General features: G+C 65.4%; 6 protein-coding genes and 1 pseudogene. 1 reads left to right on the top strand and 6 read right to left on the bottom strand.

Annotated features, from left to right (window positions below):
- The 6 genes from yvcK to WAN71_RS16450 form a co-directional block, all read right to left on the bottom strand.
- The coding region (gene yvcK, locus WAN71_RS16475) for a uridine diphosphate-N-acetylglucosamine-binding protein YvcK (RefSeq protein ID WP_422226356.1) at positions 1-955 on the bottom strand (955 nt) is incomplete at its 3' end.
- Complete coding sequence (rapZ, locus tag WAN71_RS16470) at positions 952-1,878, bottom strand: RNase adapter RapZ (protein ID WP_422226358.1); 927 nt, start codon at positions 1,876-1,878, stop codon at positions 952-954. The genes rapZ and yvcK, both read right to left, overlap by 4 nt.
- Before the next feature lie 11 nt (positions 1,879-1,889).
- Positions 1,890-3,869 carry an excinuclease ABC subunit UvrC gene (gene uvrC / locus WAN71_RS16465; RefSeq protein ID WP_422226355.1) on the bottom strand — a complete coding sequence of 660 codons (1,980 nt, stop codon included), beginning with the start codon at positions 3,867-3,869 and terminating at the stop codon, positions 1,890-1,892.
- A 90-nt stretch (positions 3,870-3,959) separates the two neighbouring features.
- Positions 3,960-4,439 (bottom strand): PH domain-containing protein, encoded by a 480-nt coding sequence (locus WAN71_RS16460; protein ID WP_422226357.1) that lies wholly within the window; start codon positions 4,437-4,439, stop codon positions 3,960-3,962.
- Entirely contained in the window at positions 4,439-4,921 is a 483-nt protein-coding gene (gene ribH / locus WAN71_RS16455; RefSeq protein ID WP_422226354.1) for a 6,7-dimethyl-8-ribityllumazine synthase, read from the bottom strand. The genes WAN71_RS16460 and ribH overlap by 1 nt, the downstream gene beginning before the upstream one ends.
- Complete coding sequence (locus tag WAN71_RS16450; protein WP_422226353.1) at positions 4,918-6,195, bottom strand: bifunctional 3,4-dihydroxy-2-butanone-4-phosphate synthase/GTP cyclohydrolase II; 1,278 nt, start codon at positions 6,193-6,195, stop codon at positions 4,918-4,920. Before WAN71_RS16450 ends, ribH begins: the two co-directional genes overlap by 4 nt.
- Positions 6,196-6,503: 308 nt before the next feature.
- On the opposite strand from WAN71_RS16450, the pseudogene WAN71_RS16445 reads away from it, so the two are divergent.
- Positions 6,504-6,780 (top strand): annotated as a pseudogene (locus WAN71_RS16445) (chitin-binding protein); the annotation flags it as partial.

Here is a 6,780-nt window from a genome sequence, read left to right as displayed (position 1 = left end):
GCTGTGCGGAGATGTCGCGCACACCCACCCCATCCAGCGCCGCGGCCAACTTGCCCGGGTCATGTAAAGGTGTACCAGGCCGGGCCACATCTGCGAACTGAACCTGCGCATGAAGCAGAGTCGCCGTACGTCGCAGCTGCTCACGCTCGCGCTCACTCGGCACCCGCTCAGCGTCGATGATCACGTCGTGGACGGTGAAGTCCGGTGCGTGCTGCGCGAGCACATGCAGATGACGCTCCACCGAGAAGCCGGCCGTCTCCCCCGGTTCGGCCACCAAGTTGAGCACCAATGCGCGCCGGGCCGTGGTCGCCTGCAGTGCCGCGGCCAGCTCGGGGACCAGCACATGCGGGATCACACTGGTGAACCACGATCCAGGCCCCAATACGACCAGATCGGCGGACATGATCGCGTCGACGGCCTGTCGGGTGGCCGGCGGGTTGCCGGGCAGCAGCCGGACGCGGCGAACCTTTCCCGGCGTGGTGGCGATGGCCACCTGCCCGCGGATCAACCGGAACATCCGCGGGTCGGCTTCCAAGCCCGAGACGTCGGCCTCGATCTGCAGCGCGATCGGGCACATCGGTAGCACCCGGCCCCGCACGCCGAGGACGCGGCCGAGTTCGTCGAGCGCGGCGACCGGATCGGTCAGCAATTCGTTGAGGCCGGCGAGCAGCAAGTTGCCGATCGGGTGCCCGGCGAGCGCGCCGCTACCGCCGAACCTGTGCTGCAAAACGGTCGCCCACAGTCGGCCTTGCGGGCTGTCGGATGCCAACGCCGCCAACGCCATTCGCAGATCACCCGGCGGCACCACGTCGAGTTCGCTGCGCAGCCGGCCAGACGAGCCACCGTCGTCTGCGACGGTGACGACGGCGGTGACATGAGGGGTGAGTCGCCGGGCCGCCGACAGCGTCGCATACAGACCATGTCCGCCGCCCAGGGCGACAATGCGTGGGCTCATTCGCGACCCAGATCACGGTGCAACACCCGCACCGACAACTGCTCGTTCGGCTCCAGCAGCCGCGCCAACGCCTCGGCGATGGCGACGCTGCGGTGCTTGCCGCCGGTACAGCCGATCGCGACGGTCATATAGCGCTTCCCCTCCCTGCGATAGCCGTCGACAATCAGGGTCAGCAACCGATGGTAAGTCTCCAGGAACTCTGCCGCGCCAGTCTGGCCGAGCACGTAGTCACGGACCGCCGGATGTTGCCCAGTATGCGGACGCAACTCGTCGACCCAGTGCGGATTGGGCAGAAATCGCACATCCATCACCATGTCGGCGTCCATCGGCAGACCGTACTTGAAGCCGAAGGACTCCACGGTGACGCTGGTACTGGCGACGGTCTCGCCGCCGAAGGCCCGTTCGATGCTTTCCCGCAGCTCGCGCACCGACAGTGTCGAGGTGTCGATGATCAGGTCGGCAGTGGCGCGAACCGGAGCCAGCATGTCGCGCTCAGCGGCGATGCCTTCGGCCAATGTCTGCTCTCCCTGTAACGGATGGCTGCGGCGATTCTGCTCGTAGCGGCGCACCAGCATGTCATTGGAGGCCTCCATGAATAACACCCGCGGGGTGATATCGCGGGTGGCCAGGTCGTTGCGCACCCAGTCCAGGTCGCCGGTGAACCCGCGGGAGCGTACGTCCATCACCACCGCCAACTGCGTGATTCGCGATCCCGCGGCCAGCCCGAAGTCCACCATCCGGGTGATCAGCTGCGGCGGCAAGTTATCGGCGACATACCAGCCCAGGTCCTCGAGCACCTTGGCCGCAGTGCCGCGTCCGGCACCGGACAAGCCGGTGACCAAAACCACATCAATGCCGGATTCCGTTGCGCCAGCGTGATTGTCGGACTGGCCCGCGGGTACGGCCTGATTCACCCCGTCCATTTCCTGACCCGTCATCCCGATGCCCGTTCGGCGACCCTGTCCTGGTCCGCCGCATCCGATCCGGCTGCGCGGCCTCCCAGCGCTTCGAGCACCGCGGTCGCCGTCGCCACCCCGATGCCCGGAACAGAAGTGATCTCGTCGACCGTAGCCCGCTTGAGCCGGGCCAGCGATCCGAAATGGGTTACCAGCGCCTTGCGGCGATGCTCGCCTAAACCGGGCACCGCATCCAGCGCTGAGGCGGTCATCCGCTTGGACCGTTTGCTGCGGTGGTAGTTGATGGCAAAGCGGTGCGCCTCGTCGCGCACTCGCTGCAGTAGGTACAGACCTTCGCTGTTGCGCGGCAAGATGAGCGGGTCGGGCTCCGAGGGCACCCACACCTCCTCCAACCGCTTGGCCAAGCCGATCACCGCGACGTCGGTGACGCCCAATTCGTCGAGGACGGCGCTGGCCGCGTTGACCTGCGGAGCTCCACCGTCGACGACGTACAAATTGGGCGGGTAAGCGAACCGACGCGACTTGCCTTCGGGCGACAAAACTTTGGGATCCTCCTGGTCCTGTAGATGGCGCATGAACCGGCGCCGAGTCACTTCGGCGATCGACGCGACGTCGTCGGAGTGACCGCGGCCAGCGGCTTCCCGGATCGCGAAGTGGCGGTAATCGGACTTTCGCGGCAGCCCGTCCTCGAACACCACCAGCGAGCCGACGACGTCGGTGCCCTGGACGTGGCTGATGTCCACACATTCAATCCGCAACGGCGCGTCAGCCAGACCCAGCGCTTCCTGAATATTCTGCAGCGCAGCAGATCTGGCGGTGAAGTCACCGGCCCGCTTGAGTTTGTGCTGCTGCAGCGCCTCTTTGGCGTTGCGCTGCACGGTTTCGGCCAACGCCTTCTTGTCGCCGCGGCGCGGTACCCGCAGTGTCACCCGCGAACCGCGCAGACCCGACAGCCAAATGGTCAACTCGTCGGCGTTGGGCGGCAGACAGGGCACCAGGACTTCGCGCGGCACGGGGTTGGCGGATTCGTCTGCGGCGCCGTCAAGTTCGGCCTGATCACCGTAGAACTGAGTCAAGAACTGCTCGACCAGCCGTGCCTCGCCGGAATCGCCGGGATCGCCGGGCTTTTCGACGATCCAACCACGCTGACCGCGAACCCGGCCGCCGCGGACATGGAACACCTGGACAGCTGCTTCGAGCTCGTCGTCAGCGAATGCCACCACATCGGCGTCAGTGCCGTCGCCGAGCACCACCGCCTGCTTCTCCAGGGCCCGCTTCAACGCCGAGAGATCGTCGCGAAGCCGTGCGGCTCGTTCGTAATCGAGTTGCTCGGCTGCAGCATTCATCTGCTGTTCCAGGCTGCGGGCATACCGGTCGGTTTTGCCGGATAGAAAGTCGCAGAAATCCAGCACGATCTGGCGATGCTGCTCGGCGCTGACCCTTCCGATGCACGGCGCCGAGCACTTGTCGATGTAGCCAAGCAGGCATGGTCGGTCGATTTGCTTGTGCCGTTTGAATACTCCGGCCGAGCAGGTGCGCGCGGGGAAGACGCGGGTGAGCAAATCGAGGGTCTCCCGGATGGCCCAGGCATGCGAGTACGGCCCGAAATAGCGCACGCCTTTTCGGCGTGGGCCGCGATAGACCATCAACCGCGGGAATTCCTCGTTGAGGGTGACCGCCAGCACCGGGTAGGACTTGTCGTCGCGGTAGCGGACGTTGAATCGGGGATCGAACTCCTTGATCCAGTTGTATTCCAGCTGCAGCGCCTCGACCTCGGTGTTGACCACCGTCCACTCGACCTTGGCGGCGGTGGTGACCATCTGCCGGGTCCGCGGGTGCAGGCTGGCGACGTCGGCGAAGTAGGAGGTCAGCCGGCTGCGCAGGCTCTTGGCCTTGCCGACGTAGATCACCCGTCCGTGCTGGTCCCGGAATCGGTATACGCCGGGCTCGACCGGGATGGACCCGGGCGCGGGGCGGTACGTCGCGGGATCAGGCACGTTTCTAAGGCTAGTCCGGCGAACCGACGCCCATCACGCGTACTAGCTGCGCGACGAGCGTCACGCTGGCGTGACACTCGGCGGTCAACGTCACGCTGGCGTGACGTTCGGTGGCAGTTCGGGTCGGTATCGCGTGAGCAGTGCCCGGACGGTGTCCATGGCTTCTACGGCGCGGTCCTTGTCGACGGCCTGGATCGCCATCAACGGGATGTACTCGTCATCGGGCAGATCGATCCGCGCCCAGCGTGCACCGGCGGGAAACGACACACCGACCACGTCCGACCACGGCACCAGACGCTCGCCGAGTAGGTTGCGCACGGACAGCCCGCCAGCGCCAACCCGCAGCCGTGGCCGGGCGAACAGCAGCACGAGCCCGGCAATCACCAGGCCCAGCCCGGCCATGGCCACCTGATCAGCGGTCTGGAAGATCACGCCGCTTGACTTGATCTTGAGCAGCAGGCCCACCACGATGTGCGCCGCAGCGATCACAAACGCCGCCGCATAGGCGAAATACGGCGTCAGATGCGGACGAACTTGCACATCCCAACGGTCCTGATTCGGCTTGACGATCACGGCTTTTCGTGCAGATCGCGCAGGGTCAGCGCGGTGCTCAGCGCCGCAGCCGTCGCCTGGGCGCCCTTGTCCTCGGCCGACGTCGGCAGCCCGGCCCGATCGCGCGCCTGCTCTTCGGTGTTGGTGGTCAACACCCCGTTGGCGACCGGCTTCGACGAATCCAGCGAAACCCGGGTCAATCCCTGAGTTACGGTGTCACAGACGTAATCGAAATGCGGTGTGGCCCCGCGGATTACCACGCCCAATGCGACGACAGCGTCATGGCCGCGGGCCAATGCCTGGGCCACCACCGGAATCTCGATCGCTCCGAGGACCCGGACCACGGTCGGGTCCTTTACACCCCAGTGGTCGGCCACCTTGCAGGCACCGGCCAGCAACGAGTCACAGATTTCGGTGTGCCAGGTGCTGGCCACGATTGCCAGCCGCACTCCGGATGCGTCGAGTGCCGGCATGTCCGGCACACCGGCGCCTCCACTCATAGAGCTCCCCCGAATTCGCCGTGCAGATGGACGGATTCGTCGTAGTCGTCGAGCCCGATCAGGTCGTGGCCCATCCGGTCACGTTTGGTCATCAGATAGCGAATGTTTTCCGCGTTGGCCCGTACCGGCAGCGGCACCCGCTCGATGATGTGCAGTCCGTACCCGTCCAGCCCGACCCGTTTGGCGGGGTTATTGGTCAGCAGCCGCATCGAACGAACACCGAGGTCGACCAGGATTTGGGCGCCGATGCCGTAATCCCTTGCATCGGCGGGTAATCCGAGCTTGAGGTTGGCGTCGACGGTGTCATCGCCGGCGTCCTGCAGCTGATAGGCCTGCAGTTTGTGCATCAGACCGATGCCGCGACCCTCGTGGCCGCGCATGTAGAGCACCACGCCGCGGCCTTCGCGCGCGACCATCGCCATCGCGGCGTCCAGCTGCGGCCCGCAGTCACAGCGACGTGATCCGAACACGTCCCCGGTCAGGCATTCCGAGTGCACCCGCACCAGCACGTCGTCGCCGTCGTAGTTCGGTCCTGCGATTTCACCCCTGACCAAAGCCACATGCTCGACGTCCTCGTAGATGCTGGTGTAGCCGACCGCCCGGAATTCGCCGTGCCGGGTCGGGATCCGGGCCTCGGCGATGCGCTCGATGTGCTTTTCGTGCTTGCGGCGATACTCGATCAAGTCGGCGATGGCAATCAGCGCCAGACCGTGTTCGTCGGCGAAGACCCGCAGCTCGTCGGTCTGGGCCATCGCGCCCTCGTCCTTCTGGCTGACGATTTCACAGATCGCTCCGGCAGGCGACAAACCCGCCATCCGGGCCAAATCCACGGCGGCTTCGGTATGGCCAGGGCGTCGCAAGACGCCACCATCCTTGGCGCGCAACGGAACTACGTGCCCGGGTCTGGTGAAATCATCGGCAACGCTGCCCGCATCAGAAAGCAATCGCATCGTGGTAGCCCGGTCTGAAGCCGAAATTCCAGTTCCCACACCATTTTTCGCATCGACAGTAACGGTGTAAGCGGTACCGTGCTTGTCCTGGTTGACGGCGTACATGGGCAACAGGCCCAGTCGGTCGCAGACCGCACCGTCCAACGGCACACATAAATATCCCGACGTGTAGCGCACCATGAACGCCACCAGTTCGGGGGTGGCCTTTTCGGCCGCGAAGATGAGGTCGCCCTCGTTTTCCCGGTCCTCGTCGTCGATGACGACAACAGCCTTACCAGCCGCGATGTCGGCAACCGCACGTTCGACGGAGTCCAACCTCGTCATCGCTGCCACCTCGTCAGAAGAATCCACCTGAAGCGCTCAAGTGTTGCATCCAGTATGAACCACGAGGCGGCCGCAGTTATTGCCGTGGCTTACTGAGCGGGATGGTCCCCGCAACCGGGTGACATGCAGCGCAACCGCAACGGTTCTAGCTGCGCAAATGCGGCGATTTTCAGCTCCGCCGCGCCGAGCGAGTAAGCGTGCAGAAGTTTCCCAGAGGTCTCTCGTAGCTAATTCATAGGCGAGCTATCTAGCGTTCGGTACGTCGGGGGAAACGTCCGCTGAATACACAAGTAGGCAGGTGAAGGACAGTGAATTTCAAGCAACTGATGGCGGGGGCTACCATCGCCGGCGCTCTTGGAGCCGCGGTGTTGGGTGTGGGTGCCGGAGCGGCCAGCGCCGCTCCCGGGCCGCCACCACCCAACCCAGGCGGCAACCATGGCGCGCCGCCCGCTCCTGGCGGGCAGTCGCAGGGCAATTTCCACGGCCAGGGCGGTCCTGGCGGACCCGCGCCTCGCGGACCGGGCGGACCAGGTGGTCCTGGAGACCACGGACCGGGTGGACCCGGCGGGCCCGCACCGCACGGAC

Origin of the sequence: Mycobacterium sp. (genome assembly GCF_049280035.1) — a bacterium.
Lineage (GTDB): Bacteria > Actinomycetota > Actinomycetes > Mycobacteriales > Mycobacteriaceae > Mycobacterium.
Note: the sequence above shows the minus strand (reverse complement) of the source record. Positions and strands in the feature narration are given on the sequence as shown.

Coding starts and splice junctions, on each gene's coding strand:
- WAN71_RS16450 (WP_422226353.1), bottom strand. CDS start 6,195: ATGACGAGGTTGGACTCCGTCGAACGTGCGGTTGCCGACATCGCGGCT.
- rapZ (WP_422226358.1), bottom strand. CDS start 1,878: ATGGACGGGGTGAATCAGGCCGTACCCGCGGGCCAGTCCGACAATCAC.
- ribH (WP_422226354.1), bottom strand. CDS start 4,921: ATGAGTGGAGGCGCCGGTGTGCCGGACATGCCGGCACTCGACGCATCC.